The sequence below is a fragment of the Streptomyces sp. NPDC056527 genome (assembly GCF_042794475.1).
Classification (GTDB): domain Bacteria; phylum Actinomycetota; class Actinomycetes; order Streptomycetales; family Streptomycetaceae; genus Streptomyces.
In genome coordinates this window covers 23,166-50,067 of the sequence record NZ_JBHTTQ010000028.1, presented here as the reverse complement: position 1 = coordinate 50,067, position 26,902 = coordinate 23,166, and the positions used below count along the sequence as shown (strand labels likewise).

At 69.9% G+C, this 26,902-nt stretch carries 26 protein-coding genes; 10 read left to right on the top strand and 16 right to left on the bottom strand.

The window, feature by feature from the left end; translation table 11 throughout:
- Positions 1 to 180: 180 nt before the first annotated feature.
- Positions 181 to 1,476 (top strand): sporulation protein, encoded by a 1,296-nt coding sequence (locus ACFQ7Q_RS16630; protein WP_383555178.1) that lies wholly within the window; start codon positions 181 to 183, stop codon positions 1,474 to 1,476.
- A gap of 38 nt (positions 1,477 to 1,514) precedes the next feature.
- Here the strand turns inward: ACFQ7Q_RS16630 and ACFQ7Q_RS16625 are convergent, their stop codons facing one another.
- Positions 1,515 to 2,186 (bottom strand): hypothetical protein, encoded by a 672-nt coding sequence (locus ACFQ7Q_RS16625; RefSeq protein ID WP_383555175.1) that lies wholly within the window; start codon positions 2,184 to 2,186, stop codon positions 1,515 to 1,517.
- A gap of 112 nt (positions 2,187 to 2,298) precedes the next feature.
- Here ACFQ7Q_RS16625 and ACFQ7Q_RS16620 point away from each other — a divergent pair, with 112 nt between their 5' ends.
- A complete protein-coding gene (locus tag ACFQ7Q_RS16620) occupies positions 2,299 to 2,451 on the top strand; it encodes a hypothetical protein (protein ID WP_383555174.1) in 153 nt (50 codons plus the stop codon).
- A 48-nt stretch (positions 2,452 to 2,499) separates the two neighbouring features.
- Positions 2,500 to 2,715, top strand: a complete 216-nt coding sequence (locus tag ACFQ7Q_RS16615) for a hypothetical protein (RefSeq protein WP_383555172.1) — start codon at positions 2,500 to 2,502, stop codon at positions 2,713 to 2,715.
- A gap of 53 nt (positions 2,716 to 2,768) precedes the next feature.
- Here ACFQ7Q_RS16615 and ACFQ7Q_RS16610 read toward each other — a convergent pair whose 3' ends face one another.
- A complete protein-coding gene (locus ACFQ7Q_RS16610; protein ID WP_383555170.1) occupies positions 2,769 to 3,044 on the bottom strand; it encodes a hypothetical protein in 276 nt (91 codons plus the stop codon).
- Positions 3,045 to 3,225: 181 nt separating this feature from the next.
- Here ACFQ7Q_RS16610 and ACFQ7Q_RS16605 point away from each other — a divergent pair, with 181 nt between their 5' ends.
- Both ACFQ7Q_RS16605 and ACFQ7Q_RS16600 read left to right on the top strand, forming a co-directional pair.
- A complete protein-coding gene (locus ACFQ7Q_RS16605; RefSeq protein WP_383555167.1) occupies positions 3,226 to 4,161 on the top strand; it encodes a Ku protein in 936 nt (311 codons plus the stop codon).
- A 380-nt stretch (positions 4,162 to 4,541) separates the two neighbouring features.
- The gene (locus ACFQ7Q_RS16600) at positions 4,542 to 4,895 is read left to right on the top strand and encodes a ferrous iron transport protein A (RefSeq protein WP_383555165.1); all 354 of its coding nucleotides are present in this window, start codon (positions 4,542 to 4,544) and stop codon (positions 4,893 to 4,895) included.
- Between the two features lie 118 nt (positions 4,896 to 5,013).
- On the opposite strand, the gene ACFQ7Q_RS16595 is transcribed toward ACFQ7Q_RS16600, so the two are convergent.
- From ACFQ7Q_RS16595 to ACFQ7Q_RS16580, 4 genes are all read right to left on the bottom strand, one after another.
- Positions 5,014 to 5,466 (bottom strand): lamin tail domain-containing protein, encoded by a 453-nt coding sequence (locus ACFQ7Q_RS16595; protein WP_383555162.1) that lies wholly within the window; start codon positions 5,464 to 5,466, stop codon positions 5,014 to 5,016.
- Positions 5,467 to 6,114: 648 nt separating this feature from the next.
- The gene (locus ACFQ7Q_RS16590) at positions 6,115 to 6,525 is read right to left on the bottom strand and encodes a YcaO-like family protein (protein ID WP_383555159.1); all 411 of its coding nucleotides are present in this window, start codon (positions 6,523 to 6,525) and stop codon (positions 6,115 to 6,117) included.
- A gap of 62 nt (positions 6,526 to 6,587) precedes the next feature.
- Positions 6,588 to 6,998, bottom strand: a complete 411-nt coding sequence (locus tag ACFQ7Q_RS16585; protein ID WP_383555156.1) for a DUF6415 family natural product biosynthesis protein — start codon at positions 6,996 to 6,998, stop codon at positions 6,588 to 6,590.
- Positions 6,995 to 7,399: a hypothetical protein gene (locus ACFQ7Q_RS16580; protein WP_383555153.1), complete on the bottom strand. Its 405-nt coding sequence runs from the start codon at positions 7,397 to 7,399 to the stop codon at positions 6,995 to 6,997. The genes ACFQ7Q_RS16585 and ACFQ7Q_RS16580 overlap by 4 nt, the downstream gene beginning before the upstream one ends.
- Positions 7,400 to 7,559: 160 nt before the next feature.
- On the opposite strand from ACFQ7Q_RS16580, the gene ACFQ7Q_RS16575 reads away from it, so the two are divergent.
- Positions 7,560 to 8,837 carry an XRE family transcriptional regulator gene (locus tag ACFQ7Q_RS16575; protein ID WP_383555151.1) on the top strand — a complete coding sequence of 426 codons (1,278 nt, stop codon included), beginning with the start codon at positions 7,560 to 7,562 and terminating at the stop codon, positions 8,835 to 8,837.
- Positions 8,834 to 9,355 carry a GNAT family N-acetyltransferase gene (locus ACFQ7Q_RS16570; RefSeq protein ID WP_383555149.1) on the top strand — a complete coding sequence of 174 codons (522 nt, stop codon included), beginning with the start codon at positions 8,834 to 8,836 and terminating at the stop codon, positions 9,353 to 9,355. Before ACFQ7Q_RS16575 ends, ACFQ7Q_RS16570 begins: the two co-directional genes overlap by 4 nt.
- Before the next feature lie 3 nt (positions 9,356 to 9,358).
- Here ACFQ7Q_RS16570 and ACFQ7Q_RS16565 read toward each other — a convergent pair whose 3' ends face one another.
- Positions 9,359 to 9,793, bottom strand: coding sequence for a hypothetical protein (locus ACFQ7Q_RS16565; RefSeq protein ID WP_383555147.1), 435 nt, complete (start codon positions 9,791 to 9,793; stop codon positions 9,359 to 9,361).
- 520 nt (positions 9,794 to 10,313) lie between these two features.
- Between ACFQ7Q_RS16565 and ACFQ7Q_RS16560 the strand changes: the two genes are divergently transcribed.
- Entirely contained in the window at positions 10,314 to 13,775 is a 3,462-nt protein-coding gene (locus ACFQ7Q_RS16560) for a DNA polymerase III subunit alpha (RefSeq protein ID WP_383555144.1), read from the top strand.
- Positions 13,772 to 14,788, top strand: coding sequence for a hypothetical protein (locus ACFQ7Q_RS16555; RefSeq protein ID WP_383555141.1), 1,017 nt, complete (start codon positions 13,772 to 13,774; stop codon positions 14,786 to 14,788). Before ACFQ7Q_RS16560 ends, ACFQ7Q_RS16555 begins: the two co-directional genes overlap by 4 nt.
- Positions 14,789 to 15,093: 305 nt before the next feature.
- Here ACFQ7Q_RS16555 and ACFQ7Q_RS16550 read toward each other — a convergent pair whose 3' ends face one another.
- From ACFQ7Q_RS16550 to ACFQ7Q_RS16535, 4 genes are all read right to left on the bottom strand, one after another.
- On the bottom strand, positions 15,094 to 15,582 hold the full coding sequence (locus ACFQ7Q_RS16550) for a hypothetical protein (protein WP_383555139.1): 489 nt from the start codon (positions 15,580 to 15,582) through the stop codon (positions 15,094 to 15,096).
- A gap of 233 nt (positions 15,583 to 15,815) precedes the next feature.
- On the bottom strand, positions 15,816 to 17,393 hold the full coding sequence (locus ACFQ7Q_RS16545; RefSeq protein WP_383555137.1) for a hypothetical protein: 1,578 nt from the start codon (positions 17,391 to 17,393) through the stop codon (positions 15,816 to 15,818).
- Positions 17,394 to 17,672: 279 nt separating this feature from the next.
- On the bottom strand, positions 17,673 to 18,641 hold the full coding sequence (locus ACFQ7Q_RS16540) for a hypothetical protein (protein ID WP_383555135.1): 969 nt from the start codon (positions 18,639 to 18,641) through the stop codon (positions 17,673 to 17,675).
- On the bottom strand, positions 18,638 to 19,180 hold the full coding sequence (locus tag ACFQ7Q_RS16535; protein WP_383555132.1) for a hypothetical protein: 543 nt from the start codon (positions 19,178 to 19,180) through the stop codon (positions 18,638 to 18,640). Before ACFQ7Q_RS16535 ends, ACFQ7Q_RS16540 begins: the two co-directional genes overlap by 4 nt.
- A gap of 838 nt (positions 19,181 to 20,018) precedes the next feature.
- Here ACFQ7Q_RS16535 and ACFQ7Q_RS16530 point away from each other — a divergent pair.
- Positions 20,019 to 20,876 carry a hypothetical protein gene (locus ACFQ7Q_RS16530; protein ID WP_383555129.1) on the top strand — a complete coding sequence of 286 codons (858 nt, stop codon included), beginning with the start codon at positions 20,019 to 20,021 and terminating at the stop codon, positions 20,874 to 20,876.
- A 436-nt stretch (positions 20,877 to 21,312) separates the two neighbouring features.
- Here the strand turns inward: ACFQ7Q_RS16530 and ACFQ7Q_RS16525 are convergent, their stop codons facing one another.
- The 5 genes from ACFQ7Q_RS16525 to ACFQ7Q_RS16505 all read right to left on the bottom strand — a co-directional run bounded on the left by ACFQ7Q_RS16525 (position 21,313) and on the right by ACFQ7Q_RS16505 (position 26,901).
- Positions 21,313 to 21,918 carry a hypothetical protein gene (locus ACFQ7Q_RS16525; protein ID WP_383555127.1) on the bottom strand — a complete coding sequence of 202 codons (606 nt, stop codon included), beginning with the start codon at positions 21,916 to 21,918 and terminating at the stop codon, positions 21,313 to 21,315.
- Between the two features lie 147 nt (positions 21,919 to 22,065).
- Positions 22,066 to 25,566 carry a LysM peptidoglycan-binding domain-containing protein gene (locus ACFQ7Q_RS16520; RefSeq protein ID WP_383555125.1) on the bottom strand — a complete coding sequence of 1,167 codons (3,501 nt, stop codon included), beginning with the start codon at positions 25,564 to 25,566 and terminating at the stop codon, positions 22,066 to 22,068.
- 8 nt (positions 25,567 to 25,574) lie between these two features.
- Positions 25,575 to 26,036 (bottom strand): TadE/TadG family type IV pilus assembly protein, encoded by a 462-nt coding sequence (locus ACFQ7Q_RS16515; RefSeq protein ID WP_383555123.1) that lies wholly within the window; start codon positions 26,034 to 26,036, stop codon positions 25,575 to 25,577.
- The gene (locus tag ACFQ7Q_RS16510) at positions 26,033 to 26,491 is read right to left on the bottom strand and encodes a TadE/TadG family type IV pilus assembly protein (protein ID WP_383555120.1); all 459 of its coding nucleotides are present in this window, start codon (positions 26,489 to 26,491) and stop codon (positions 26,033 to 26,035) included. The genes ACFQ7Q_RS16515 and ACFQ7Q_RS16510 overlap by 4 nt, the downstream gene beginning before the upstream one ends.
- On the bottom strand, positions 26,488 to 26,901 hold the full coding sequence (locus ACFQ7Q_RS16505; RefSeq protein ID WP_383555118.1) for a TadE/TadG family type IV pilus assembly protein: 414 nt from the start codon (positions 26,899 to 26,901) through the stop codon (positions 26,488 to 26,490). The genes ACFQ7Q_RS16510 and ACFQ7Q_RS16505 overlap by 4 nt, the downstream gene beginning before the upstream one ends.
- Between the last annotated feature and the right edge of the window lies 1 nt (position 26,902).

Genomic DNA, 26,902 nt, shown 5'->3' with positions numbered 1-26,902 from the left:
GTTCACCTGGGTCCCGACCGGGCCTACGCTCAATGACCCACCCCACGGCAACCAGGTCGTGGGACCCCGAACCAAGGGGGCTCAGTGGCAGCCACACAGCGGCGATCCGGGACGCCCAACGAAGACCTCGGGCGACTCATCCGGGCGTCCGGTGCAAGTCACAAATCTCTCGCCCACCAGGTGAACCGCATCGCGCGGGAGGCTGGACGGGAGACGAAGTACCTTCACACCAGCATCGCCAATTGGGTGAACCTGGGCATGATCCCGCGAGATCCCGTCCCGCAGTTCTTAGCCGCTGCGCTGGGAGAACGCCTCGGCAGGCGGGTCACGGTCGAGGAAATCGGCATGTTCACGCGCCAACGCGGCGATGGTGACATGGGGTTGGATTTCCCCCGCGACCCCACCGATGCCATCCGCGTCGCCGCGACCTACTGGAGAACCGTGGACCGCCGAAAGTTCCTCCGCAACGGCTTCGCCGTTACCGCCTTCACCACCCCCGTCACCCGCTGGCTGACCCAGCCCGCCGACGCGGCATCAGCCCACCAGGGCGGCCAGAGGGTGGGGCGCACCGACCTCGACGAGCTGTGGCAGGCCGCCGACGAAGCACGACTGTGGGACTCAAAATTCGGCGGAGGGAACTGGAAGACCAGCTCCGTCACCGAATGCCTGCGGCTGCGAGCGGCTCCCCTGCTGTCGGGCACCTATACGGAAACCATCGGCAAAGAGCTGTTCTCCGCGACGGCCGAGCTCTCCCGGGTCGTGGGATGGTCGGCGTTCGACATTGGACAGCACGAGGCTGCACAGCGGCACTTCGTCCAGGCGCTCCGCCTCGCCCGCGCAGCCGGGGATGTCCAGGCCGGCTGCTACATCATGGCAACAATGGCCCTGCAGACAATGCTGCGCGGCTATCCGCAACAGGCCGCGGATATGGCCGAGGGCGCCTACGAACGCGCGAAGAACGTGGCTGCCCCGCGCGTGCTCGCTTTCGTCAAACTGGCCGAGGCGCGCGCACACGGCCGCGCGGGCGACCACAAGCTGGCCGGCGCAGCGCTCACCCGCTCCGAGACCCTCCTCGGCTCCATCCTCCCCAGCACCCGGGATCCGGAGTGGCTCTCGTACTTCACACCCGCCCGGCTCGCCGCAGACGCGACCGAAATCTACGATGACCTGGGAAACCCCCAAGCGGCGTTCGCATGGAACGAGCAAGCCGACGCCATGCCGTCCGACCGGTTCACCCGCGCCGTCGGGATCCGCCTCTCGGTCCTGGCCCGCAGCCACCTGCGAGCCAAAGACCTCGAGCAGAGCCTCGCTGTCGGCAGCAAGGCCCTCACGGCCCTCCGGACAGTCTCCTCGACCCGGGCACACGGATACCTGCTCGACTACACCGCGTTGCTCGAACCCTGGAAGAAGAACCAGGACGTCTCCGAGTTCATCCACCGGACCCGGGGCGAACTCGCCATCACAGCACAGGGATAAGGCCCTGAGACTCAATGCATCCGGGAGGTCGCCGGGCTTCAGCAACCGGTCCCGGCGGGGTCCCGGAGGTACAGCATCTCCTCCACGCGGGCGCCAGTGTGGCGCAGGAACTCGACGGTCGCCCAGGCCCAGAAGGCGCGGTGCTCGACACGGTCGAGGTGGACGAGTCGGCCTTCCGCGTCGCGGGCAGCCGCGCCGGCCGCGTTCGTGCCCCTGGTGTAGGCGGTGCCGTCGAGGACGAACCGGCCGCCGGGCGGGGTGGCGCGGGCGGTGGCCAGGTGTGCTGCGCGCAGGCGGTGGTGGCCTGCGGCGGCCCGGGCGAAGGCATCCAGCACGGGAAGGCGCTCGCGGGTGCGCTGGTCCATGCGTGCCTTGGTCCGGGTGACGCGCTTACGGTCGGCGGTCTCGGCCACCTTGATCGGGCAGGGCGCCACCCACGGGCCCCAGCGCGCAGGTTCCTCGGTCGCCCAGCGGCCGATGTCCAGGTAGAAGGCGCGCACGGAGATGAAGATCATCACGCGTTCCACGACCGTCTCCTCGATGGAGCCGTCCGGGCGTCGGCGTCGTTGGAGGCGGGTGCGCAGGCGTTCCTTCCAGGCGGTGGCAACGTCGGTCGGCAGGTGGAGGGTGTCGATGCCGGCTAGCCACCTGAGCCCCGCTCCGGCCCCCGCCCACCCGGCGGGGGCGGGAGCCGTTCCCAGGCCGCCCACGGCCCCGCTACGACCGGCTGTCAGACCCGGGTGGCACCCTGGGCAGGCCCGGCAGCGCCCAGCCGATGCCGCTGCCGGGCCGGACACCCCCGAACCGATGAGCGGAGACCCCATGCAGAGCTACCGACTGGTCTGGACGAAGGACGGCGAGCGCAAGGAATCCGCCGTCTCCTTCAGCGAGTGCGCCGCCGAGACCTACCGGGGCTTCTACCAGGCCCGTGAGGGCACGACCGTCGAGATCATTCCCGTCAAGCCTGGGGAGTGACCTGCGGCACCCTGTATGCGCACCGTCGGGAAGTCGAAGGAGAAGCGCATGACGCACGGGCACAACCACAGGCCGGCTGACGTCGCCCCAGGCACAGTCATCCTGTGCGCGACGAGGGAGCTTCCGGGCGGACTCCAGTGGGCGCACCTGCCCGTGGACCGATTCCTGTGGGCCGCCGAGGAGCTGCGCGACGGCTTCCGTGCCCGGGTGCGGCGCACGGTGGGCGACCCGTCGGCGCCGGTCGAGGTCGTCGAAGGCGCGTAGCGCGGCTGCGGTCGGACCTATGCAACCGCGCTCAGCGGCGGCCACTCACATTCCTAGACTCGTGACTCCTTGCCCTCCACCGCGTCGGCGCAGCCTGCAATCCAGTTTTGCCGGACCAGATCAAAGTCCGGGTCGGAGAGGTCGGTGCTTCGAAGCAGCACATCGCACCGGGCTTCCACGGTCTCGCGGTCTTCGTCGCTCGGCGGCAGGTAGGCCCCGCCGAACGCGTCGTATCCCTTCCGATAGCTCGGCTCATCCACGGCCGGCGCGCTGCTGCACCCGGAGAGCAGGAGCGCAGCCAGTAACGTGGCCAACGCGATCCGTCCCATGGTTCCCCTCCTATGCGGGTCCAAAAGGGCAGCGTAGGGCGGACCGTCGACAGTCAGGCACTGAACGTCTTAGGAAGCGGTCCGCCGATCCAGGCGTCCCTCTCACCTCGTCGCGTGCGATCACGGTGAAGGTCTGCATAGTCTGGACGTCCCACCGCCAGGGGGGTTCCTGGAGGCGTTCATGCCTGCTGGCCGTCCGATCTGGAGCGGGGCCGTGTCGTTCGGGTTGGTCACGATCGCCGTGAAGCTCGAACCTGCGACCGAGTCGCACAACATCGCCTTCAACCAAATTCACAAGGCGGACGGCGGCCGGATTCGATACCGCAAGGTGTGCGAGATCGACGGCCAGGAGTTGTCCCAGGCCGAGATCGGCAAGGGGTACGAGATCGCGAAGGACCAGGTCATCCCCATCACGGACACCGACCTCGCCGAGATGCCCCTGCCGACGGCGAAGGCGATCGAGATCGTGGCGTTCGTCGACCGGGAGAGCATCGACCCGATCCGCCTCGGTGAGAGCAACTACTACCTGCGGGCAGACGGCCAGGTCGCCGCGAAGCCCTACGTCCTCCTGCGGAAGGCGCTGGAGCGCACCGACAAGGTCGCCATCGCCAAGTTCGCCCTGCGGGGCCGCGAGCGCCTGGGGATGCTGCGGATCAAGGGCGACGCCCTGCTGCTGAACTCGCTGCACTGGGACGACGAGATCCGCTCCTCCGAGACCCTCACCCCCGACGCAGCGGCGCCCACCAAGCAGGAGCTGGACAGGGCGCTCGCCCTGCTGGAGACGATGAGTGTCGAGCACCTGGACGACATCGAGCTCGTCGACCACTACCGCGACGCCCTGGTCGAGGTGATCGCAGCGAAGGCCGAAGACCGCGAGCCGCAGCCCGTCGAGGGCGAGCGGGCTCCGGCCGGAGCGGTGCTCGACCTCATGGCCGCGCTGGAGGAGTCCGTGGCCAAGGCGAAACAGTCCCGTGGCGAGAGCAGCGACGATGAGCACGCCACGGTGCACGAGATGCCCAAGTCGAAGAAGAAGGCCGCGGCGAAGAAGACCCCCGCGAAGAAAGCGGCCGCCAAGAAGACGACGGCGAAGGAGGCCGCGAGGAAGCGGGCTTCCTAGCCCTGCACGGCGAACGCTCCGGCGTGAGGTCCTGCGGCAGGCGCAGGCGGCATCCGGTGACACCGGAACCACGGTCGGTGCCGTCATGGTCGAGGCCCCTTCCACGCGGCCGTGAGCGCAAACGTGGCCGCCAACGCACTCCGCCATTGGCTGATCGAGACGGAGGCGTGGATGGAACGAGGCGCACCATATGACGGCCGCGAGGACATGCCAGAACTGCGCAACGCTGCGTCGGAGAAGCTCGCCCAGTACACGAGGACGACGACCCCGAATGCGCCGGAATCCTGAGTTCGCCATCCAGCATCCAGGATCAGGAACAGGCGCTGAGCTTGCTTTTTGTCTTCTGGCGCTTCTGAAGTGGTGCGGGCAGGGTGGGTGGCATGACAGACAGTTCCGCCTCTGTTCCTGCGGATGTAGATGATCGCCAGGCCATAGAGAACATCCTCGGTAGTCGCTTGAGTCAGGCATGGCCGGCGGGTGCATTGGCGCCGGGCGCCCGGGTCACGGTCGTTCGGGACTCGGGCTGGGACGGCCCTTGGCAGGTCGAGTTTCCCGGAACGATCGATGCCATGGGTGCACCCGTGCCCAACGAACATGCTCAGGCGCTCAGTGGCGAACTGCTGTACTGGGTCATCTTTGACGCGCCGCAGTACGACAGCGACGGGGACGGCCCCTATCGCAAGGCCCGGGTCTGGGGTCGGTACCTGCGGACGGAGCCTGAGCCTGCAGTTTAGGGATGCGGCAGGTCATGTTGCCGCGCTCGAATCGCTCGCCCACGCGCCCCCTGCTCGCTCGGGCGAGTCGGCGTGGTGCCCGTCCCGGGGCAGGGACGGGCACCGTGGTCTGCTGGGTTCAGCACATCTTGTAGTCGTGCCTGGTGGAGTTGTAGGAGCAGGTGTCGGCCTTGGTGCCGTTGGCCTTCTTCAGGGTGGCGGTGTCCTTGTCGTTGTTCCAGACGTACCAGGCACGGTTCTGGTAGCGGTGGGTGGAGGTGTTGGTGCCCTTGCCGGTGTGGACGGTGACGGTCTTGCCCTTGCCGAGGGTGTAGGTGCCGAAGGTGTACTTGTGGTTCGCCGCGTCGGTCAGGGTCCAGCCCTTGAGGCTGACGGCGGAGCCGGTGGTGTTGCGGATGACGACGTACTCGGCGTTCAGGCTCGCGTTCGCGCCGCGGTCGGTCCCGGGACTGTCGTAGTAGACCTTGTACAGGTGGACCGAGCCGGCTGCCTGCGCCGTGGAGGGCAGGGCGAGCAGACTACCGAAGGCCACCGCCGTGACAGAGGCGGCTGCGGTACGCGTACGGAGCATGAGTTCCCCTTCGATGATGAGAGAGCGCCGGACTTCCCCAATCTCGCCCGGCAGTTGATCACCGTAGAGAGCATCAGTCCGCGAACAGCACCGTGTTACCAAACACGGACAGAACGAACTAACGTGCGAAAGTGCAGATAAGGGGGAAGTCTCTGTCGGGAGACGGCATCGGCCCCGTCAGGAGTGGCTGACGGGGCCGAGACGGGCCTCCCAGTTGGCGGTGGTAGACCCATAGGAGGAAGCAATGCGGTTCGCTTCGCCATGAACAACGAGCCAGCCCATCCGTAGGCACGACCGAAGAGGACGACGCCTGGTCGGCGAAAAGGCCCCAGCGAACCAGAACCGGTCCGCTGGCTCGCAGCCGAGCGGGCCGGCCGGCTGACGCCGCAGCACCGCGTTCGCGCGGGACGGAGGCGTCCGCCGGTGTCAGGGCCGCATCTGGGGCTGTGGTTCCCGCTGGCGGTGCCTTCGGGGCGCCGGGTGCTCGGGGTGCGGGTCACCGGGCAGAGTGTGGCCGACCGGGCTGCCCTGTGATGGCCCCGCACGCCGGACTGGTTCGGAAGAAGGGGCCGCGAACGGGTCGGACCGTACGTTCATGGGTACCACGCCCACGCTCCGCCCGTCAGGGTCCAGCAGGCGCCCCATCCGTTAGACGAAGCGCAGCACCACGGCCCGGTCGAGGACGGTCAGCTCCGGCACCAGCTCGGCGAGTCGCTGCTCCAGCCGCTGTGCGTCGTCGAGCAGATCTTCGCGCGTCCCGGCGATGCAAGTCAGGCGCGACTGCACAGACTCGGTAACGGCCCTGGACAGGGCGATGGGCGCATCGACGTGGCAGCCGCCACCCGCGAACCACACGGGATAGTCCTCCGACCACACATACGCCACGCACACCGGCAGGCCGTAGGAGTTGTTCACCATGACCAGTTCGACCAGGACGTGGGCCTGGTCGAGCCGGGCATGCAGGGATGCGCAGTAGGGGTCGGTGACCGTACGCAGGGCGCCGTTCTTCGGTGGGAGCACCACCCGTGCGGGGCGCTCGTGATGGGCGGGGTCCTGCACCCGCGTGGTGCAGGACCCCAGACCGCGGGCGGCTTCGGGGGACGACAGCCGCCTGCGGAGCTTCAGGTCGTGACCGCCATGCAGTCCAGGACGGCCCTCTGGGCACGGTCGAGCGCGCGGTAGAGGGCCGCGACGAGCCGGGCGCGGGATTCGACGTGGTCAAGAGCCCTGCTCCGGCGCCGGGGAACCGTCAGTCGGCGTACGGCCTCGTGGCAGGCCGCCCGGCCGAGCACGGCAGCCTGGTGGTCCATGGGAAGGCGCCCGCACACGGTCCCGACCTCGGTGATCAGGAGACGGATATGGCCGGTGAGCTGGAGGGCGATCCGGTCGAGCTCTGCCGGAGGCGGGGTGCCGCACTGGCCTTCCCGCCAGCTCAGTGCCGCCTGTGCCAGGTTCTCGATCCGGGCCCGGTCGAGCGGGATGTCGTCGCCGGCCGTGCCGGTGGGGTCGTGGAACACGCTCCCTTGTTTCATGTGGCCGCCCCCTCGAGGACGGCTCCCAGGATCGGCTCGACGGAGGCGACGAACACGCCGTGGCGGTGGAGGTACCTGCGTTCAGCAGCCCACACCGACCACGTGAACCCGAAGTGCCCTGTGGCGGGTACCACCAGACCGTGAATCCGCCTCTGCTCGGCGAGCGAGCGAAGGCGGTCCCAGCCCGGCCGCGACTGCGGCCGTGTCTTCAGCGGGCAGCGGTCCGTGATCGTGCAGCCGTCGGGTACCAGCCAGCCGCGACGGTCAGCGAGGACGGCAGTTCGGGCCAGCAGCTCCTTCACGGTGTCGGCGTCGGGATCGGTCGCGTACAGGGCAACCGTGCTGATTCTTCCCGGCGGTAGGTGCCCAGGTCCGTGGCGTGTGAGATCGGTGTCGGACACGGCGTTCGCCCTCCGGATGTGTGTCGGCGTCTTGCTCCAGACAACCGCCCGAGGGCCATGGAAGGGCATATCGAAGCCGCGCGTTCTACCCGCTGCGACCGTAGCGAATTGACCGTTCCTTTACCTCCGGTGGAAGGGTCTGCGCCTCTACGGTGGGGGCGTGGCGTACGTACGGAACGAGGCGTTCATAGCCTGGATGACCCGCAACGACTGGACTGCGCGGGAGCTCGCCGCCGAGCTGAGCGCCATCACCAGGCAGGTCACGCAGAAGACCCGGTCTGAGGGCGAGCTGTCCGAGGTGACGGTACGTAAGTGGCGGTCAGGTGAGACGACATGGCCGCAGGGCAAGGCACGGATGGCTTTGGAGCAAATCAGCGAGCTGCCTGTGACCGCCTTAGGCTTCGCACCCCCCAACCGCCGCAAGAACCGCCCCGCCACGGAGGACCCCGTGCACCGCCGCTCCTTCCTCAACGCCGTGTCCGGCGCCGCAAGCTCGGTGGTCCTGGCCGGGGCCGCGCCCGCGGTCGGGAGCAGCGACGTCCTGCGGCTGCGGCAGCAGCTCGACACCCTCTTGGCCCTCGACAATCAGCGCGGCGGCCACGACACCCTGGAGCGCGCGGCGCTCGCCGGCGCCCGGGAAGCCATCGCGCTCCAAGCGAAGGCCGCCACCCAGCGCACCCGGCAGCGGCTGTTCTCGCTCGCCGCCGACTACACAACGACCGCAGCATGGTCGTGTGTCGACGCCCGCGAACACGACCGCGCCGACGCCCACCTCGACCGGGCCCTGCAACTGGCCGGTCTCGCCCAGGACCCAGCCGCGGCCACGTGCGTGTGGAACTCGGTCTCCATGCTCGCCAACCAACGCGGGAACCACATCCACGCCCTCGCCGCCGGTCAAGCAGCCCGGGCAACTGCCATCACCCGCCGCGACCCACTCTTCGCGAGCCTTGCGCACGCTCGCACCGCCATCGCCCAGGCCCGTCTTCCCGGCGAGCGCACGGCAGCCCTACGCGGACTCGGCCGCGCCGCTGACGCACTCGACAAGGCGGACATGACCCAGCCCCGGCCCAGCTGGGTGTCCTTCTACGGCCGCGCCGAGCTACTGGCGATCACAGCCATCGTCCACGACCAGCTCGGCGACGCCGACGTCGCGGAAGCCGCCTCGCACCAGGCACTCGCCGCCCTTCCCCCAGCATTCGTACGCAACCGCGCCCTCGCCACCGCGCGGCTCGCCCTCGCCCAGCTTCACCAGGGAGACATCGACCAGGCCGCTGCCACCACCGTAGACGTCTTCACCCTGATGTCCGGCAGCCCCCTGCCGGGCCGCCTGCGCACTCGCCTTGGAGACTTCCACCGCGACCTGATCACCACCGCCCCCAACTCGTTCGTCGCAAAGGACTGGGCAGACCGCTACCGCACCGAATGGAGCCGTCGATGACGGACTACACCCTGAGTCGCTACGGACGCGACGACCTGCCCACGATCCGGCAGACCCTCCTCGACGTCCACGCCGACGCCTACGGCGAGCAGATGCACGACCCCTTCCACCAACGCTTCCCCTGGTTCGTCGACACCTGGGGCAGCCTGTCCACCTTCGACTGCGTCATCGCCTACGACGGTGACGAGCCCGCCGGATTCGCCTACGGCGCCTCGGCGAACCCTGGCCGCGAATGGTGGCGCGAGCACCTCTCCCCGGCACCCAATCCGGACACGACCTTCGCCCTGTCAGAGCTGATGGTCCGCCCGAAGTGGCGCAAGACCGGGCTCAGCAAGAGCCTCCACGACCACCTGCTCCGCTCCCGGCCCGAGACCCTGACCGTTCTCCTCGTCGACACCGCCCAACCCCGCGTTCAGGCCCTCTACGAGGCCTGGGGCTACCACAAGGTCGGCGAACGCCAGCCCTTCCCCGACTCCCCTCGCTGCGCCGTGATGCTCCACGGCCTCCCCGAAGCGTGAAAGTCAGTCCGCCGCCGGGCGCAGCACCTGGAGGATGGACGGTGCGTCGTCGGCGATGATGTCGACCAGGACCCGCAGCGGCCGCAGTGCCGTGTCGGCGGCGTCGACCACCCGCAGGATGCTGGCCGCGTTGGCGAAGAGGCCGACGGTGAGACCAGTCGGCACGGACGCGACGGCGTCGCGCGCGGTGGTCATAGTCGTCTCGGACCACGCCGTACGGGCCAGGCCCTCCGCGACCTCCAACTCGCACAGGGAGGGCAGCCAGCGGCCCGCCTCGTAGTCGTCCGTCACGGCCGCGCACTGTTCGACCAGGGAGCGCCAGGCCATGTCCGCGTTCGCCAGATCGGCCGACCCGCGCCCGGGACGGCCGGTCCAGCACGGTGCGCACAGCGGCACCGGGCGGGCAGGCGGGCCGAGGCTGCCGTACTGGACGAGCACGGACCGCACGGGCCCGCCGGCGTCGTCGGGCGTCGTCTCGCACAGAGGGCAGACGGCGGGAACAGGCGCGAGCGTCCGATGAACTGCAAGGAGCGGGGATGAATCACACCCCACCAACGACCAGGCCGACGGCAGGTGCCCGCTCACTTCGAGAACGGGGAGTGTCGCGCTCTAAGGGGTGGTCCTCTTCGGCTTCTGCAGGGCCAGCACGGGCTCGCGGCACACCACACAGAGCGGGTTCCCGCCGAACCCATATCGGTGGGTCGGCTTGTGGCAACGCGCGCACAGCCCAACCTGGTCGGCCGGGCATGTCGGCGCCGGGGTGATGCGGGGGGCAGGGGTGCTCATGGGCGTGTCCTTCGTGAGTGGGCCGGGCCGCGCCGACGGGCCACATGATAGAACACCTGTTCTTATGTCGAGAGCAGCGACTCACGGTCGCGTGTTCGAATATCTGTTCGGTATTGTAGAGATCTAGCCAACCGGTTAGGACGCATTTGGGGGTCTTTGGCCGGAGGTCGTGATGGGCGGAGGTGTGCATCTGCATGTCGCGTCCGGCTTCTCGGCCCGCTACGGCGCCTCCCACCCCGGTGATCTGGTCGCCCGGGCCGCCGAGCGCGGCATCGGCACGGTCGCGCTGACTGACCGGGACACCGTGACCGGCGTCGTCCGGTTCGCGAAGGCCTCGGCCGCCGCCGGCATCCGGCCGCTCCTCGGTGTCGACCTCGCGGTCGCCCCCCACCAGCCCGCCCCCGAGCGGAACGAACACCGACGGACTCCGGTCCGCGGCGGCGCGCACGTGGTGGAGGCACCCTGGCGGGTGACGCTGCTGGCGCAGTCGGCGGCCGGGTGGGGGCGGCTGTGCCGGATCGTTTCCTCCGCCCACGCCGACGTCATCGGCGCCGCCGCCGGGCCGCCGATCGCGGACTGGGACGCCGTGCGGGAGTACACGGACACCGGTCTGACGGTCCTGCTGGGCCCGGCCTCCGAGCCGCTGCGTGCGCTCACCGGCGGTCGGCTGGACATCGCCGAGCGCCTGCTGGCGCCCTGGCGTGAGCTGGCCGGGGTGAACCTGCGCCTGGAGGTCGTGTGCTGGGGCCTGGCCGGGACGGGCCCGGGGTCCGTACGGCACGCCGCGCGGACGCTCGCGCTGGCGGACCGGCTCGGGATCCGTGCGGTGCTGTCGAACGCGGTCCGCTACGCCGACCCGGGTCAGCACCGGATCGCGGACGTCTTGGACGCCGCCCGGCTGCTGCGCCCGATCGACCGGAAGCGGCTGGACTGTGGCGAGCGCTGGCTCAAGGCGCCCGACGACATGGCCGCAGTCGCGGAACGCGTGTGCGCGGCCGCCGGATCCGGCCGCGGCCGCGTGGCCGCCCTCCTGGCCGAGACCGTCCGAACGGCGGACGAGTGCGTCGTCGACCCCGTCGCCGACCTCGGCCTGGGGAGCGCGCACTTCCCGGAGCCGGTTGTGGTCGGCGCGGACCCGGGGCGGGGTGGTGCGATGCGGCTGCTGCGGCAGCGGTGCGAAGCCGGCATGACCGCGCGCGGACTCGATCTCGACGTCACGGCGATGGACCAGCTCGACTACGAGCTCGGCATCATCGGCCGCCTGAAGTTCGAGCCCTACTTCCTTGCGGTCGCTCAGGTCGTCGCCGACGTGAGGGACATGGGCATCCGGGTCGCCGCCCGCGGCTCCGGCGCCGGCTCCATGGTCAACCACTCCTTGTTCGTGGCCACGGCCAACCCGTTGGAGCATCAACTGCTGTTCGAGCGGTTCCTGTCGGAGCGGCGGGCGTCGCTGCCGGACATCGACATCGACGTGGAGTCCGCACGCCGCCTGGAGGTCTACGACCGGATCATCGAGCGTTTCGGGAAGGAGCGGGTCGCGGTCACCGGGATGCCCGAGACCTACCGGGCCCGCCACGCTCTGCGGGACACAGGGCTCGCGCTCGGCCTGCCCCCGCACGTCGTCGACAAGGTGGCGAAGTCGTTCCCGCACATCCGGGCCTGCGACATCCGCGGGGCGCTCGCCGAGCTCCCCGAACTCCGGCAGCTGAACGCGGAGGCTGCTTCGTACGGGCGGCTGTGGGAGCTGGCGGAGGGCCTGGACGCGATCCCGCGCGGGATCGCGATGCACCCTTGCGGCGTCATTCTCTCCAACGCCACCCTGCTCGACCGCCTCCCCGTGCAGCCGACCCCGGGCGGCCAGTACCCGATGGTCCAGGCCGACAAGCACGACGTCGAAGACCTGGGTCTCCTCAAGTTGGACGTGCTGGGTGTGCGGATGCAGTCCGCGATGGCCCACGCGGTCGGTGAGATCCGCCGTACGACAGGACGGGCCATCGACCTGGACAACCCCGACCACGTCCCCCTCGACGACGTGTTCGCGTTCAAGATGATCCAGGACAGTGACACCGTCGGGATGTTCCAGCTGGAGTCACCTGGCCAGCAGGATTTGGTCGGCCGGCTCCAGCCCCGCGACCCCCAGGACGTCATCGCCGACATCTCACTGTTCCGGCCGGGCCCGGTCCAGGGCGGGATGCCCGCGCTCTACATCGCCGCCCGCCATGGCGCCGAACCGACCTACCCGCACCCCGACCTCGAGCCGGTACTCCGCGATACGTACGGCGTGACGATCTGGCACGAGCAGATCATCGACATCCTCGCCGTCATGACCGGCTGCGACCGCGCGCTCGCGGAGGTCGCCCGCCGTGCTCTCGGCGACGAGAAACGGCTGCCGAAGCTGGAGGCGTGGTTCCGTACGAAAGCCGGTGCCCGCGGCTACGCGCCGAAGGTCCTGGATGAGGTGTGGGAGATCGTCTCGTCGTTCGGGGCGTACGGGTTCTGCCGCGCGCACGCCGTCGCCTTCGCCGTCCCCGCCCTCCAGTCCGCCTGGCTCAAGGCCCACTACCCCGCCGCGCTCTACGCCGGGCTCCTGGAGCACGACCCGGGGATGTGGCCGCTTCGCGTGATCGTCTCCGACGCCCGCCGTCACAACGTGCCCGTGCTGCCCGTGGACGTGAACAAGTCCCGGCCCCAGTACACCGTGGAGGAGACCGACAACGGATCCGGCGTCCGGCTCTCCCTTGCGTCGGTGAAGGGCATCTCAGAGGACCAGGTCGCCCAGATCGCCGCCGGCCAGCCCTACAACTCCCTGCAGGACTTCTGGCAGCGCGCCCACCCGGCGCTGCCGATCGCCGAACGCCTCATCCAGATCGGCGCGCTCGACCAGCTCAAGGGCGACCAGACGCGGCGTGACCTGCTGCTCCAGGCATCCGAGCTCCACCGTCACACCCGCAGCCGCCCCGGCGCCGGTCAGCTCCCGATCGACGACGCGCTCGTCACGGCCGGCCCGTCCGGGCTGCGGGAGATGACCAGCCGGGAGCGCCTGGACGCCGAGCTCGGCGTGCTGAAGATCGACGTGAGCCAGCATCTGATGGAGCACCACCACCGGCTGCTGAGGGAGATCGGCGCCACCGACGCCAAGCACCTGCGCGCGATGCATCCCGGGCAGCCCGTCCTCGTCGCCGGCGTACGCGCCTCCACGCAGACTCCGCCGATCCCATCCGGGAAGCGGGTCATCTTCGTCACCCTCGAAGACGGCTTCGGCCTGGTCGACATCGCGTTCTTCGAAGACTCCCACGAGGCGTGCGCGCACACCATCTTCCACAGCGGGCTCCTCCTCGTACGGGGCACCGTCGAGGCCCGCGGCCCGCGCCGGACCATCGTCGGGCAATTGGTCTGGGACCTGGAAGAGCTCGCCGCCGCCCGCCGCGACCACGGACCCCAGGCCGTCCTCGACCTCCTCGGCCACACCACGCCCGCCCCCACCCCAGCCCAGACGGCCGACGCTCCAGCCCGGACGCTGACGAACGGCACCGCCGGCGCGCGCCTCCACCCCTACGCCGACCTTCAGCCCGCCGGCACCCGCTCCGCCGACCTCAACAAGCTCGGCCACACCAGCCCCGGGAGCGCCGGATGACCACCTCACCCCGCACGATCCTCCGCATCCACTTCCACCTGCCAGATGCCGACCATGGTCTGTACGAACAGCTCCTGGCCCTCCTCGAAGGCATCACCCCGCAGGTCGAGGCACACCCGGCCGACTACTCCGCCGACGTCTCCCTCACCGGGGCCCTGAGGTACTGGAAGCAGGACGCGGCCGGGCTCGTGGGTGTGATCCGGCTGCGGGCACTCGCCCTCCACGGCGTCCAGACGAGCGCGGGCGCGGGACCGAACCGGATGATCGCGGCGATGGCGGCCGCCATCACGCCGCCCGGCGCCGCCACCATCGTCGGCAACACCCCGTACGACATCGCGGCCTTCCTGCGGCCCCGGCCTGCCGCCGCGCTCCCCGGCATCGGCCCTGCGGCCGCCCGAGCCCTGGACCGCCTCGGTATCCGAACCGTCGGCGACATCGCCGACGCCCCGCTCGCCACCCTGCAACGCATCCTCGGCACCGCCGCCGGCCGCCAGGCACACGACCGGGCACTCGGGACCGACGACCGTCCGATTGTCCCCGCTGCCGCCCCGAAGTCCCTCTCCCGCACACACCGCTTCGACCGCGACGAACTCGACCCCGAGCAACACCACCGGGCCGTCCTCGGCCTCGTCGAGCAGCTCGGCGCCCAACTCCGCCACGACCAGAGCATCGCTGCCGCGCTCACCCTCAACGTCACCTACGCCGACCGCACCACAACCAGCCGCACCCGCACCCTGACCGAAGCCACCGCCCACACCCCCGCACTCGCCAGCACCGGCCGCGAACTCCTCGCCTCGCTCGGCCTCCAGCGCGCCCGCGTCCGCGCCCTGTCCGTACGGGCCGAACGGCTCCAAGCCGCCGAGACCGGCACCCACCAGCTCACCCTCGACATCCGCGACGGTAAAGCCCGCGACCTGGAGACCGCACTCGACCGCGCCCGCGCCCGGTACGGCCAAGGCGCGGCCGGCGCCGCGGCCGCCTATCGACGTATCAGCAGGACAACTCCGGCGTAGCCGAGGACCGGGCCGGGGCCGCTTCCGCTCCCACCGCGTCCGGCGTTGAGGCGGTTGGAAGAGCTGAGGACGGACACCGTCTCGCACGGCGCCCCCACGCTGACTGGGCGGGCTGCCGTGTCTCCGTCGGGTCCGGCTCGATCGGCCCGATGGCGCGACCGGCGGGTACATCCCGATCGCCTGGGTGTGTGTTCTGCACACCCGAAGGCTGCCCAGCTCAGCCGTCCTGCATCACAAGATCAGCGACAGAGCCGATGAACGTGCTCAGCGAGATGACAGGCTGTTCGCTCGGCTCGGTGGGCGGATCACCAGAGGCCGAAGAACCGGCTCCACCACGTGGGCCGCGCCGCGAAGTGCTCCAGCGCGCTGGGGCCCTCGTAGTCGCTCTCCAGCAGTTCTTCGGGGACGCTCACGTAGCCGAGCTCAGTCAAGGCCTGCTCCACTGTGGCTAGGTCAGCGGGATCCAGCGCGCCCTCCTCACGGGCTTCGTCCGTGCCGAGGAAGGCCCCCGGATTGTCGGCGCATACCTCGGCGAGGGAGCCGAACTTGCTCACGCAGACCACGATCCGTGTTCCGCAGATCGTCGCGTCCGCGGGCACGTGGATGCGCCCGTACTCACTGGAGTCCTGGGTGTCCCGCTCGGACTCGCACGGGGCTCCGAAGTCCGCTTCGAGCCGGCGGATCAGACCGCTGAACGCGAGGCCGGTCGCGGCGCGGTCGTAGTGCTGCGGTTGTTCCAGCCGCTCGGGGTCGTCGAGTTCGCGCAGGAGGGCCAGCAGTTCCGTCTCGCTCATTGCCATCCGCCCATCCTGCCGCCCGGCGGGCGGCAACAGGGGCAGTGCGGGAACTCGTAGCGAGACAGGCATGACCGTGCCCGTTGCACCCCAGTGACTCCTCCCCTCGTGAAGAGGGGGCTTCTCGCTATGCCAGATTGGCTTTGCGACGGGCCAGCCCTGCCCGTAGGACGTTCAGAGCACCCACTGTGTCGGCGTCGCGAACGGGGGGCGCCTTGGGCCGAACTGCGGTTTCAGAGGCGGGGCTCTTGCCGAAGAGTGTATTCCTCGGCCAGTTTGCGGCGCGGTCCGTGTGGTTTGCCCGGAGTAAGGCACCAGGCCCCGGCTTCCTGGCTGCAGACGGGGCAGGTCACGTCGTAGACCTGCCACACAGGCCGGGCTTTCCTCTGCTCCCTGTGCCGTTCTTCCCGCTCGTTGATGATGAGCTGCAATCGCTCGTCATGCGGCAGTTGCCGCACCCGACCGGCACGGTCCCCGCCCAAGACAACACACTTCTGGCCACGGCCCGCCTCACAACGGGGACATAACTTCTTGGTCCAGTACGCCTTGCCGACCTGGTTGTGCAGGGGCACCTGCTCTCGCGGCCTGGGCGGGGAGGATGTCTGGGACGAGGTGGGAAGAGACCGGGCGCGTGCGCTCCACAGCGCGATCTCGGTCTGTCGGTGCGCCCCGACCTTGCCGATCTCGTTGGCCTCCCGGCACAGCTGCTTGACTCTGGACCTCAAGAGTTGCGGGTCTGTGTTCGCTGGGAGGCGGTTGAGGTCGGCGACGAGACCGTCCAGGCGCTCGTTTGCGGCCGACGCGACGGCGGCCAGGTAGTTGGTGGCCGTGCGGACCGCGTGTTCCTCCTCCTCAGTCCGGTCCGCCTTGGTGGCCGCTTTGACGTCGGGAAGGAGCGACTTGACCCTCCTAGTCCTCCGGTTGGCGACGGCCTGGTTCAGGTCGGCACACAACCTTTGGCGGGTCTCCGCTTCCTTCTCTATCCAGAGGGAGGCGTTTCGCAGGGCGGCATCCAGTTGGCCCTGGAGGTGCGGGCTCACGCCGGACAGCTCGGTGATCTCTCGGCACACCGATTCCGCCAGGTCTGTGGACTTGATCCGGCGGGCGTAGAGGAGCCGGCGCAGCAGCTCCTGCGCCTGGACGTCCTGCGCCGGTGCCTCCTGCTTCCTTCCCGGGGACCATCGGGTGGGAGGAGGTGCACTGCGGGCCTGGACGATCCGCTCGACTGCCGGTGTGGACAGACCCCGCTCGGTGATCTCGCAGTCGTCCAGGGCGAACCATTCGGTGGGCCGTGCGAACGCCTCGGTGCCGATCCGCACCCGGCGGGTGGTGCCTTGGCTGTCCAGGCGGATGCGGTGCACGTACCAGCGGTGGATCAGAGTTTCCGGGTCCACTGGAACGGACACTCCGAGTACCGGCTCGTGCTCGGCGTCCCAGTCTGGTGCCACCTCCTGGTCGAGGTGCACGCGCAGCCTCCTGTGCGGGAGCTGGATGTCGACGACCGATCCGATCGGCACCCCGTTCGGCTGGACGAAATCGAAGCCGGCCTGCGTGCCGCGAGCGCGCAGCCAGGCGTCGGCCGAGGCCTTCACATACAGGTGGTCAGCGCTCGCCACGCCGCGGGAACGGCGTCCGCACAGGTGGGGGTGCCCGTCGGGGCCGGGGTAGTGCGCGAAGTGGCAGACCCGGTCGGTATACAGCTTGGTGGTCAGCTGCAGACCACAGCCTCCGAGCAGCAGCCCGCACCAGAAGGTGTCCTGCTCGTGCCGCTGGCGGAAGGCGTCCAGCTCGATCGCCTCCAGCGGCAGCATCAACGGCTCCTCGGAGTCCGCGTGGCCCAGAACCGCAGTCTGGATCTGCCGCCTGTCCCCCCGCATGACACCCCTTTCCTCTCAACTCATCGTCCCAGTTCAAGGGTTCTCTCCACAGCTGACCAACGCATTCACACCGTCAGCGTTGGTGGCGGCGCCCAGCAGGTGTTCAGGCCCATACGCCCGCCCCGCCACGTGTGTGGCATGGGCTCCGTCCGAGACCAGGAGCGCTACCACCGCAGTCGGAGCCAGCCCACTACCCGGCACGACGTTGCGGCGCTACCGGCCGCGCAGAGCCCCGGTCAGCTCCTGGTGCCAGCGCGCGCGGCGCAGGCTCTGGGCCGCGGGCTCGGGGCCGAGCGCGACGGCCTGGTCGGTGACGTCGTAGGTGACGCGGTAGGCCATGACCTGGGCGGCGAGATCCATCCACTCCTGCGTCCGGTCGGCCGGCGCCACTGGGCCGAGGACGGTGACGAACCACATCGGCAGCAGGGCCCTGTCGCGGATCGCGTCGGCTAGGCAGCTCCGCAGCATCCACTCCAGCTTCCGCTGCGCCTTGTCGCCTGCGTCGAGGACTGAGGCCTTCGCCGAGCGCAGCTTCTCGTCGCGGGCGAGAGCAGCCCGGGCCTGTTCGGCGGCGGAGGCGGAACTTTCCGCCTGTGCCGCGCGACCGTCGGCGACTTGCCGGGAGGCGTTGAAGTCGACCACGGCCTGCTTGAACGCGGGTGAGGTCCTGGAGGTCGAGGAGAGGATCCTGGCGGCCTCGACCACCTTGGCCTGGTGTTCGTCCCGCTCTTCGACGGCGCTCTCGTGCGCGCGGATCCGGGCGAGGTGGGTGGCGCGCCGGGCGTCGGTGAGCAGGTCCTCGCGGGCCTGGGCGGCGGTGGAGGCGGTCTTGGCAAGTTGTTTCCACTCCGGCTCGACGGTGTCGAGGTCCGCGGCCGGGGCACCGCCGTTGGCCAGGAGGTGGCCTTCGAGGAGCTGGATGCGGCCGGTGAGCCGCTTGACGGCCTGCTCGACGCCGGCGATCTCGCTGCGGACGTCGCTGTCAAGTTCGTCGAGTTCGCCCTGGACGCGGCCGATGTCGTCGCGGATGTCGCGCAGTTCGTAGTCGAGGTCGGAGACGTATCCGATCTTCGACTTCAGTGTCTCAACGTCGTCCTCGACGGAGGAGGTGCGGTCCTCCACCTCGCCGGTGCGGCTTTCCAGCCGCCGGATCTTCGGCCCGTAGTCGCTGACCTCGGTCACCGGGTGCCGCCCTTCTTCGTGGTCGTGTCCTCGACGACGGTGCCGAAGAGGGGAACCCAGGCGGCCAGGATCAGCAGGATGAACCAGGCGCTGATCACGCCCAGGGTGACGAGCACGACCAGCACACCGACCACGTGCACGGCGAATGCGGCGACCCTGCGGGCCATGTGGGCGTCGGCGTCGACCTTCTGGATGGAGCCGACGAGCGTCCCCAGCAGGTGCGGAATCAGCAAGACCAGCCACCCGCCGGACAGGTCCAGGGCGAAGACGAGCACGACCATGACCGCAGTGACGACTGCCTGCCCGCGCCAGGACCAGAGCACGATGCGTTCGCTCAGCTGCCGCGCCGGCTCGGCCAGCCGCTGCGGGATCGTCCGGTCGTACTCCACCAGCTCGCCGACGGCACTCACCAGCTCCGCATACCCGGCCGCGAAGCGGTCCTCATCGCCGGACGCGCTCAGCACCCGCGAACGGCGGTCGCCGACCCGCTGCTGCAGCTCGGCAAACCGCCGATTGATCTCCTGCTCGGTACTGCCCACCAGGTACCCCCACCCGCATCGAACTTCCACCGCCCGGGAGCCTTCCCCGCGCGGCGCCCCGCCATCAGCCGTCAAACCGGTCGACCGTACCGGCCGTTATCAACCGGACGCAGGTTGATCGACCGCAGTGGCCGAATCTGATCCGGAGGGGTCCTGGACGGTCTTGTGGGGTCGACATCCTGACGGACGACGGAGAACTACGCCTTTGGCTGGGGAGTGCGGGCAACAGCCGCTGGGGGCGCGCAGGACCGAGGCGTTGGAACCCGTGGTGGCTGGGGGCGTTGCTGTTATCAGTGGAGGGCCGTCAGTCTGTGCTGGCGGCTTGGTGGCTGCGGCGGCTGGCATCGGCCGAGCTGTAGAAGAGAGGCAACCGTCGCTCCTGTTCGTGGGTGACGTCGAACCCTGCGATGCGTGCCGCGGCTGGGTGCTGAGGATACTTCTTGTCTCCCGAACAGACTGCATGTTCCCGGCCGTACTCAAAGGAGGCGGCCGACGGAGTCGGGATAGGCAGGAGCCGTTTCACCGGCCCCGGGCCGTCTTCCGTTGCTTCAGCGGGCCCGCTTCCTGCATACTCCGCTGGCCCCCCCACGCATGGCTCCTCCCCGACCTGCCCACCCGGTGCCGGTGAAACGTGCCGCTCCAAGATCCATTCCACTGAACAGGACCAGGCGTGACCCCTGCCGAAGTATGTGCGGCCCTCGTCGTCTCAGGCACTCTTCTCTGCCTGGGGACGTTCCCTCTGCGCCCGCAAAGCAGGTTGCTCGCCGGGCCCGATCCGGCCCTGTGGCGAGCAATCGTGCTCGCGTGCTTCGGCCTCTGGCGACCCGCCGCACGGCTGATGACCCAGACTGGGCAGGACTGGGAGCGACGGAGCCTGTACGCCGAGGCCCTGGGGCGCGCTGGGGGCTGGCTGTGGCCGCTGTGGGTACGGGCGTGGGAGCGGGCGCGACCAGGTGACCCGGATGCGGCGCTGGTCCGGGCCCGGGCACAGGTGCACCACGCGTGGCGGTGGCGTGGCGGTCGCTACGCGAGTGCCACTGCGGCGTGGCGGTTCCGGCGGTTCCACAACGCCTTGTTCACGGCGCGCGAGAACCTCCACAACGCAGCTGTGCTCAACCCGGACGACCCAACTCCGCATGCTGCCGAGATCTGGCCGGCGCTCGGGCTCGGCTACACCGACGACATGATGCGCGAGCTCTGGGACGAGATCGTCAAGCGCGCACCGCACCACTTCGAGGCCCACTACAACGCGCTCCAGTACTGGAGCGGCAAGTGGCGGGGCTCGCACGAGAAGGCGCAGGCGTTCGCGGAGGAGGCCGCCGATGAGGCCCCAGCGGGCACGCTGTTGGCCGCGCTGCCCCTGTTCGCCTGGTACGAGACGTATCTGGCGCGTGAGAACACGCAAGCCATCGACTCCCCGCGGGTTCGGGCTTTGGTGGACGCCGCGCTGGTGGACCTAGAGGCGGCCGCCGGACACCCCGCTGCGCCTCGCGTTCAGCACATGGTCGCGTACTGCCTGACCAAGCAGGGACGTCACCGCGAGGCACTGCGCCACTTCCGCGCGGTGGATGGCTGGGTCGAGGCACTGCCCTGGCGGTACCAGAACTACCAGCGCCTCGCCTACCGCGGCGTCCGTACCGCTGCCGCCCGCGGCGTCGTCACCGATTCCGTCCGGCGATGGTTGCGGCGCAGCTGACGTTGCTCCGTCCTTCAGAACCCGGCGTCGGCGGCCGTTTTGCGTCCTGCGAACGGCGCCGCCCGTGGGCAGACAAAGGGCAAGCGAGAGCCTCGCCGACGGGGGCGGCGAGGCTGCAGCCCAGTGTGGCAGCAGCGCGCCGCAGACGTGCCCGTTTGCCGCGAGGAGCGCGACAGCAGCGAGGCGCACGTCGACGGCCAGTCGGCACCAGGCCGCGCCGCGCACGCCGCCGCTGGAGGTGAGGCCGGCCGACTGCAAGGCCGAGGAGGCAACGGAGACGGGAGGCCGAGGAGAGGAGGGCGAAGCAAGGGAGGGGCGACAGAGCGAGCAGGCAGCGCCGGGCCGTCAGGACAGCAAGCCTCTTCCTCCGACTCGCGCGTTGACCTCGATCAGCCGGGGCGTCGGTCCGTCCGCCATGCTGGCACCTGGCGGCGCTTCAACAATCCGCAGTGGCGTACCTTGTCGCCGGCTCCGTACCGGCGCCGGTGTCGGTATCGGGAAGCTCCCACCGCGCTTCACGCCCTCGGGAATCCTCAATGATCAGAATTCCCCCCTTCTCGAGCGGATTGAGAGCTGTGATCGTTTTGCGCGTCTGTCCGGGTTCTACCTCGACAAAGGGAGAGAGGTCCTTGGTGCAGTTCTGCCAAGGCGCCTCGCGGTAGTCCCGTTCCTCTACGGTTCCTGACGCGCCTTCCCACCTGATGGCCGCGTAGGTCACGCCGTCGAGCCGCCCACCGGTCTTTGAGGTGAGGGTGAGCGCGACGGCCATGGCGTGATAGCTCATCAGGGGGAGGCTCTTGTCCTTGGCCAGAGCGTTTCTGTATGCGACTCCGGTGAGCGTCACTCGCATCGGGTTGCCGTCCATGTCGCTGATGGTGATGGTCTCGCCCACCTTGCGGGTGAGCGGATCGCCATCGTCAGCGTTCTCATTGCCGTTCCCCTCGTTGCCCTGGGGCAGGGGGCTTGGCCCCTCATTCGTTGAACAGCTGGCGGTGCCGACGAGCACCGCAGCCAGTAGTGCCACAACGCGGGTCCTCTTCACGTGTTCAAGACTCCCTGGATTGGATGGCTTGCTGACCGGAGAACGCAGGGCAGGCTTCATCGCCCGTGGGGTACCGCACTGCGCGGTCACAGCGCCGAGCGAGCGACATAGGGGTGGGCCTCTCCGCCCGTACGGACTCGCTCCGCCTCACCGGAGGCTGATGGGCTTGGGCAACAGGGTTCGTAGCAGCTGCGCCGTCTCTGCCTCCATGTCGACGCCGCCGCCGAGGCCTTCGTTGATGCGGGCCAGGCGCGCTGCGGCTTCACGAAGGGCACCCATGTCTCCGGCGCCGTGGTGGGCGAGGAAGACCTGGCGGTGGAGGAGTTCGTTCTCCTCGGCAGCAAGGAGGCCCTGGTGCGCGGCCCAAAGGGCCCCGGTGTAGTCCGCGGCTTCCCGTCGGCGGGTGGACAGTTCGTAGGCGACGTCGGCGATGGCGGAGACCATCTCCTGGATGGCCGGCTCAGCCCAGGCGTAGCGCTGGGGGTCGATGGCGGCGAAGGGCCGGCCGCGGACGAGCGCGAGAGCTCGGCGCAGGGCAAGGTCGCCGTCTTCATCGTGGCGGGCGAGGCCGATGCGGGCAAAGTTCTGGAAGCTGCGCCAGTCACAGGTGACGGCCTGGGCTAGGCGGTAGCGGCTGTCGCCGGTGTCCTGGACGCGCGGGAAGTACGCGTCGCCGTCGGGGTTCTTCCCGAGCCAGGAGCGGGTGCGGCTGATGACGCTGTTACGCATCTCCTTGTTCACCAGGCGGCCCGGCCAGAGCGCATCGTCGATGGCGTGGTGGTCGGCTCCGGGGTTGAGAACGAGGTAGGAGACGAGCTCGACGGCCGCGTTCAGACGGTTGGAGTCGATCCGGCCTGCGGCGCCCTCGATGACCACTCGCCCGAGCAGGCGTACGGTCGGCGCCGTGTCGTGCGGCGTCTCGGCGCGCTCGGCGGCTCGGCCCGGGGCGGGAACCGGGAGCCGACCGTCGGCCACAAGGCCTTCTGCGGCCGGATTCTGCTGGTCCTTCTTCAGTGCAGGGGTCGCCGTCGGGACAGGGACGTTTGCTGGCTTGGGTGCGGCCTGAGGGTCGTTGAAGTCAGTGCGAGTGGGAGCACTTGTGCTGTGTTCGCCTTGGTCGTCTGGTGTCTCCGCCGTGGGGGCCGGGGGCGGTTCAGGTGCCGGTCCAGTCTTCTGGGTGGGCACGCTGGTCTCAGCCTGTGCGGTGTCCAGCTCCTCCTGTTCGACGTCGGCGTACTCAGAGGGCATGCCGTAGCCGTCGGCATCAGCGAGCGGCTCGGCTTCGGGTTCGCTGTCGTCGCCGCTCGCATCCTCCGGCACCTGTGAGGAGTCCTCCTGGTCCGGCCTCCGCTGCTGGTCCTCCTCTTCCTCGTCCTCTTCGTCGAAGAGGTTGTCCAGCCACTCGTCGCGTGCGGGTACGTCGGTGGCGCTGGCGGACAGGGTGAGCAGCTCGATCGCGTCGGCGAAGTGCGGGTCGGTCAGGCCCTGGAGTGTGATGGGCAGACCGGAGCCGGGCAGGACGATGGTCTCGTCCGGGCCGACGCACCGGAGCGTCCAGCCCTCATTCGGGGCGAGGTCCGCTGTCTCGCTCGACGTCACCACCGCGCTGGCCACCCTGGGCTCGGCCGTGATCAGGCCGAACAGCGCCTCGGTCTCGTGGCCTTCCGACAGTTCGGTGGCGAGGAGGACGTGGGGCGTCCACGAACCGCCGGCGTCGTCCTGCAGGCGAGCCGTACGGAGGGTGGGTACGCCGAGCGCGGCCAGGGCGCGGCGCTGGTCGGCTGTGTGGCTGGCCAGCTCGGCAACTGCGTCGGCCAGCTCGTCTGTGCGGGCGACCCGTTCGGGGGCTGCGTCGTCAAGGCCGGGGGCGGTGCCGGCCAGCGCGGTGATCTCCAGATGGCCGGGCAGGGGGGTGCTGGCGAGCTCGACCGCGATGGCCTGCAGGACGTGGCGGGCGTGGTTGGCGTCGCCGTCCAGGTGGAGGACACCGACGTACTCCAGGTCAACGAGGACCAGTCGGCCGGCTCCGTCCCAGCCCAGGGAGACCAGCGCGGGGTAGGGGGCGTCGGCGCCCTGGAGTGCCTCCTGGTCGGCGAGGTCGGGGCTGGAGGCAGGGCAGGTCCACAGGTCGGTGCGGCCGGCAGTGCCCGAGAACGGCTTCATCGGCGCGGTGTCCTGGTCGAGGTGGAGTTCGACCTTGTGCTCGTGGAGGACGACGGCAGTGACCACCGGCAGGTCGCGGCCGGCGGCGGCGAGGTTGAGGGCCAGGGTGCGCAGGGTCGTGTCGAGGAGGTCGAAGCCGGTGGGGTGCTGGGCCGCGCGCAGGCCCTGTTCGGTGGCTGCGGCGCTGCCGGTGGGCATGGGGATGCGGCGTCCAGGTCGGCGGCGGCGCTGCTGGAGGATGCGGCGGGTGGCGAGCGTGCCGATGAGAGCGGCGGCCAGGGCGCCAGCTCCCTGCCAGACGGCGGCGGGTGCCAGGGCTTCGTCGGCGCCCTTCGTGTGCTGGGCGGTGTCCGTCTTCTGACTGTCCTTGGCAGGCGTGGAGGCGGCAGTGGTGGGTGGAGTGCTGGGTGTGGACGCGGTGGGGGCTGGCGTGGCGGGCTTCGAAGGTGCGGGGGCCTCGGGCGTGAGGGTGTCCCTCGGCGTGTCCGGCTTCGGCGGCGACTTGATGTCCGGGGCGGGACGGGTGTCTGGGGCGGGGGCGGTTGCCGTGGGGAGGGTGAGTTCCTGGCCGGGGAGGATCAGGTCAGGGTTGTCGAAGGTGCCGCCGCCGGGGAGCGGGTTGCCCTTGTTGACGTCGAAGATCTTCGGCCAGTTCTCGGGATCGCCGTGGTCGTCGGCGATGCTCCACAGGCTCTCTCCGGGCCGTACGGTGACGTGTTCGGCCTTGGCCGGGGCGGGCTTGGCGTCCGGGGAGCCGGCCTGCGCGGGCTGCTGGACGGGCGGGGCCGTCTCAGGAGCGGTGTGGGTGGGTGCCGTGGCCGGGGTCGCGGGCTTGGCGATGCCGGCGTCGGCGGGGAGGCGGATGACTGCGCCCTTGGGGAGGAACTGGTCGCCTGCCACGAGCTGGGAGACGCTCGGGTTGAGGGCCGCGATGTCCTTCCATCGCGGGCCGCTGCCGAGGTACTGCTCCGCCAGGTCCCAGGGGAGCTCGGAGTCCGAGGTGACGGTGTGGGTGGGCCAGGTGTCCTGCTCCGGTGTGGCCGCTTGGGCGCCAGTCGTGCTGCCGGTTCCCGCGGCCTGTACGGAGGTCGCCGCCACGGCCGGACCGGGGGTCGCGGCCGATGCGGCGGTGGGCGCGAGGAGCACGATCGCCCCGATGAGGAATGACGCCAGGGACTGCAGTCCGCCAAGTCCCTTGATCCGCGGCGCGGAACGGCGCCGCAGGACAGCGACGAGTTCCACCAGGACCGAGAACGTGAAGGCCGCCCAGGCAATCCAGCCGATGCAGGTCAGCACGACCAGGAACAGGGAGCCGTCGTCCTGCTCGAGCAGACTGAAGCCGCCCGCGAGTTCGGTCGGCTGATGGCCCACCTTCAGCAGCAGGTACGGGACTCCGCCGACCAGGCCCACCAGTACGGCCAGGCCGAGCAGGGCCCGAAGGAGAGCGCCGGCGGCGCGCAGCGGGGCGGGGGTGCGGTGGGCCATGATGCGGCTCAGCCTCCAGCTTGGGTCTGCAGATGTGCTTTCGCGGTGCCGGTCACGCTGATCGTTGCGGCGCCGAGGAACTGCGCGAAGTAGGTGTCGTAGGAGTCGTTCACCGTGACGGTCAGACTCTGTCCGCCGTCGGTGATCTCCACGCTGCCCTGCACGCCTGCGGCGGACAGGTAGTCCTGGGCGGCCCCCACGGCGGCGTCAGGGTCGATCGTGATCGCGGTTCCCTCGATCGCCTGCGCGGGGTCGAGCTGCTGGCCGGCGGTGCGGGCCGCCTCCTGGGCGATGGAGGTGGCCCGGTTGGCCGCGTTGAGCGCGCCGCCGCCGTCGATGAGGAGACCCATCACCATCAAAATCGCCAGCGACGACACAGCGAAGAACGTCGACATGCTCCCCCGGTCGCGGCGGCGCCCGGTCAAGGCCGCCCGCCGCCGCACCACGATGCGGTGAACGATGCTGCTCATGTGCGGCCCCGGTATGTGTCGATCGGACTGGTCCACGACGCGGTGAGCGTCTTGGCTCCGGGCAGTCCCGGCAGCCCGATGTCGGAGAGGTTCGCCGTGCAGGCGATCGTCGCGGTCACGTTCGCCTCCACCCCCAGGTCCAGGCCGTAGCCGGCCGTGTCGACCACCACGCTGGAGGTCTGACAGGTGATCCCCTCCCCCTGAAGACTGCGGGCAGCAGCGGCCTGCGCCTCAGCCTGCGCACTGCCGGCGTCCCGCTCCAGAGACGCCGCACGGGCCGCAGCACGGGCCGCCGCGTCGACGGCACCGTCGGCATCCGTCACCCGCCCGAACGCAATCATCAGCAGGAGCAGCCCGATCATCACCGGAGCAAGGATCGCCGTCTCCACCGAGTAGGAGCCCCGGTCGCGGCGGAGCCCCCGCGCGAGGCGATGACCGTTAGTGCGGGCCGTCATGGGTTCGTCCATCGCTCGATCGGTGCATCGGCGTACTGGACGACGTCCAGTGTCAGGCCGGGGACCAGGGTGGCGACGTGGCCGCGCACGGTGATGCGGATCTCCTCCGCGGTGCTGCCGGCCGACGACACACTCGCCCCTTGGACGCTGCCGCCAAACCGGTTGAGGAAGGTCTGTGCCTGGGCGACTCCGTCGCCTTCGCCGGCGCCGAACTGCCGCCCTGTCTCAACGCCCTGGCGGGCGGCGGACTGGGCGACCTTGCGCGCGTGGTAGTACAGGCCGACCTGGATGGCGGTGAAGATCAGCGCGAGGACGACGACGGCCAGCACCGCGAACTCCACACTGCCGAAACCGCGGTCGCCGCCCTGCAACTGGCGACGACGGATGAAGCCTCGCAGACCCTGCAGCATC